The 2,248-nt window shown below is 35.1% G+C and carries 3 protein-coding genes; all 3 read left to right on the top strand.

Features of this window, described 5'->3' with window-relative positions; all coding sequences use genetic code 11:
* Positions 1 to 229: 229 nt before the first annotated feature.
* The 3 genes from A5875_RS22285 (at position 230) to A5875_RS24365 (ending at position 2,130) form a co-directional block, all read left to right on the top strand.
* Positions 230 to 880: a hypothetical protein gene (locus A5875_RS22285; RefSeq protein ID WP_088935742.1), complete on the top strand. Its 651-nt coding sequence runs from the start codon at positions 230 to 232 to the stop codon at positions 878 to 880.
* 120 nt (positions 881 to 1,000) lie between these two features.
* Entirely contained in the window at positions 1,001 to 1,606 is a 606-nt protein-coding gene (locus tag A5875_RS22280) for a rhomboid family intramembrane serine protease (protein WP_088935741.1), read from the top strand.
* 374 nt (positions 1,607 to 1,980) lie between these two features.
* On the top strand, positions 1,981 to 2,130 hold the full coding sequence (locus A5875_RS24365; protein ID WP_088935740.1) for a CPBP family intramembrane glutamic endopeptidase: 150 nt from the start codon (positions 1,981 to 1,983) through the stop codon (positions 2,128 to 2,130).
* The last annotated feature ends 118 nt before the right edge of the window (positions 2,131 to 2,248 follow it).

Here is a 2,248-nt window from a genome sequence, read left to right as displayed (position 1 = left end):
TGTAATAATTTTAGGTAACTTTGTGCTGTCTTTTTTATTCTACGTTGGAAAAATTTTCGTGATAGAAAAGTAGAGAGAACCTTTCAGTACCATTTTGAGAACAATTGAAGAGGTGTGGACCGATGGTTAAAGTGAATACAAAAAATTTATTTCTAGTTCTCTAATCGATTTTTACTATTACAATTCTATCTATGGTAACATTATTGAAAATGATAACAGAGGTGATTATATGTCTTTTGAAACAGCATATAGTACAGAAGGAATTTTTGAAAATATTAATGCACTAGAAGCAAATCAACATTTCTTCGATGGCATACTAACAGATCCCTACGCTTTCCAATGCTCAGAAAATTGTTCATATCCGTTAACCTGTAAATCATTCAAAAAGAAAAGTACCGAATGGAAAAAAGCTCCTCATTTCTGCCCTGGAAAAAATCATTCAAATTCTGTTCATACATGTGGGAAAGAACAAGAGGATACCTCTCCCCATACAGATGGACAACAAAACCAGGAACATAGTGTAGAGAAGAATAAAGATAGAATTTCTTTAAACATTTTTCTCTCAACAGGATTCGATGTATTGAAAATAAAATCAGAAAAACAAGATGATCACACTGAAGATCCAAGTATTCGAACTATTCGAACTCCTAATACCCATCTGCCACCAAAAAAAGAAAATGCCCAAGTAAACTCTCTAATACGACTACTCCATTATTATTACTCTGAGTCGTTTCCAAATAATCAGTATCTATTTAAAACATTAGATAACAAAAGATATTGCTTAAATGATCTATTTTTTGATTTAGATACTTCTCCAGAAATTCCTGATGTAAACAAAGTATTCTTTGGAACCTGTCTCTTATACACATCTCATATCTGACTATTCAATGTCATTAGATAAGAACAGGATCGCGCGAATGCCAGATGCAACTTGTCCAAATTATTTTAAAAGTATAGCGAGCAGCTCAACTAGTTAGATGAACTAAAAAAGGGGCATGACATGGAAAAAAGAAAAATAAATAAGTTAATCAGCTTCAACTCACCAGTTATTTTAGGCCTGGCGATAGCATCATTTATCGTACTGATTCTAAATGTAGTGACAAATGGAGAAATCAACAAATTATTTGCCGTATACTATTCATCCTGGGCAGACCCAATGATGTATTTACGCCTATTTACCCACACACTTGCCCATCAGGATTTGAGCCATTATTCGGGAAACTTTCTACTACTATTAGCAGTTGGACCATTAGTGGAAGAAAAGTATGGCAGTAAAAATGTGTTAATCATGATACTGACTACATCTGCAATCATCGGCTTGATCAATGTCATTTTCTTTCCGCGTACAATGCTATTGGGCGCAAGCGGCATCGTGTTTATGTTTATACTGCTAGCATCCTTCGCTAACATGAAGGATGGCAGGATTCCCATCACAGTTATTTTGGTAGGCACCCTTTATATCGGAAATGAAATCGTAAGCGGTGTGCTATCCAATGATAATATTTCGAGAATGGCCCATATCATTGGCGGCTTGTTAGGCGCATTGTTTGGATACCTGTATCATATGAACGGACTTCAAAGTAAGAAGGGAAAGTATCGTTATTAAGAGGCTTAGACTAAAATCAGAAGAACAACAAGGATTGCATTCTATACGACATCTTTAACAACTATTTAGTAAACAATTATAAGCTGGCATTCAAGGCGTTTCTAAACAAAAAACAAGCTCAACTCAAAGCTCTCATTTCTGAAACGAGGCTTTGAGTTGAGCTTGTTTATTTTGAACGTAGACAGTGAGTCTTCGCACAAAAATGCTATCAATACCAAATAATCGAGGACTTCTTTACAGTATCATGATCTATCCCAACACCTTTCAGGACAAAGATACTATTCTGCCCTACTTGGATGACTGGAATCACCTAAAAAAGAAAAAGGATCAAGTAATTTATCAGATATGGCTAATACTATGACGGATTTCTCCATATGGCAACAGATATTCCTAACTTAGTTCTATATGCGTCAATGGGATTAGTCTTTGCAATAGCCTATTACAAAACCGGAAGGCTGGAATTTTCAATTATGGTTCATTTTTTCAATAACGCTATAGGCGCGATCGCAATGATTTTGATGTAATAATTTTAGGTAACTTTGTGCTGTCTTTTTTATTCTACGTTGGAAAAATTTTCGTGATAGAAAAGTAGAGAGAACCTTTCAGTACCATTTTGAGAACAATTGAAGAGGTGTGGACCGA

The sequence above is a fragment of the Enterococcus sp. 3H8_DIV0648 genome (assembly GCF_002140655.1).
In the GTDB taxonomy this organism is placed as follows: domain Bacteria; phylum Bacillota; class Bacilli; order Lactobacillales; family Enterococcaceae; genus Enterococcus_A; species Enterococcus_A hulanensis.
Note: the sequence above shows the minus strand (reverse complement) of the source record. Positions and strands in the feature narration are given on the sequence as shown.